The sequence below is a fragment of the Pandoraea sp. ISTKB genome (assembly GCF_001721285.1).
In the GTDB taxonomy this organism is placed as follows: Bacteria; Pseudomonadota; Gammaproteobacteria; order Burkholderiales; family Burkholderiaceae; genus Pandoraea; species Pandoraea capi.
Genome location: NZ_MAOS01000012.1, coordinates 1 through 300, shown reverse-complemented (window position 1 = coordinate 300; position 300 = coordinate 1). Strand labels below are relative to the sequence as shown.

The 300-nt window shown below is 65.0% G+C and carries 1 pseudogene; it reads left to right on the top strand.

Features of this window, described 5'->3' with window-relative positions:
* Positions 1-91 precede the first annotated feature (91 nt).
* Positions 92-300: pseudogene (locus A9762_RS03210) on the top strand (ABC transporter ATP-binding protein); the annotation flags it as partial.

Here is a 300-nt window from a genome sequence, read left to right as displayed (position 1 = left end):
GTCGTGCTGATCGTGGTGCTGGTGTTCCGTCCGAGCGGTCTGCTCGGCGAGCGCGTGGCAGATCGTGCATAAGCCCGGGAGGATCGAGACTATGAATCAACCCGTGCCAACCACTAACGGCGCCACGCAGATTTCTGCGGCCGCCGCCACCCGCAAGGCCTATCGCGGCCTGGCGTTCTTCCTGATCGCCGCGATCATCGCGCCCGTGCTCGTCGGCTACGCCGGGGGCAACTACTGGGTGCGTGTGCTCGACTTCGCGCTGCTCTACATCATGCTCGCGCTGGGCCTGAACATCGTGGT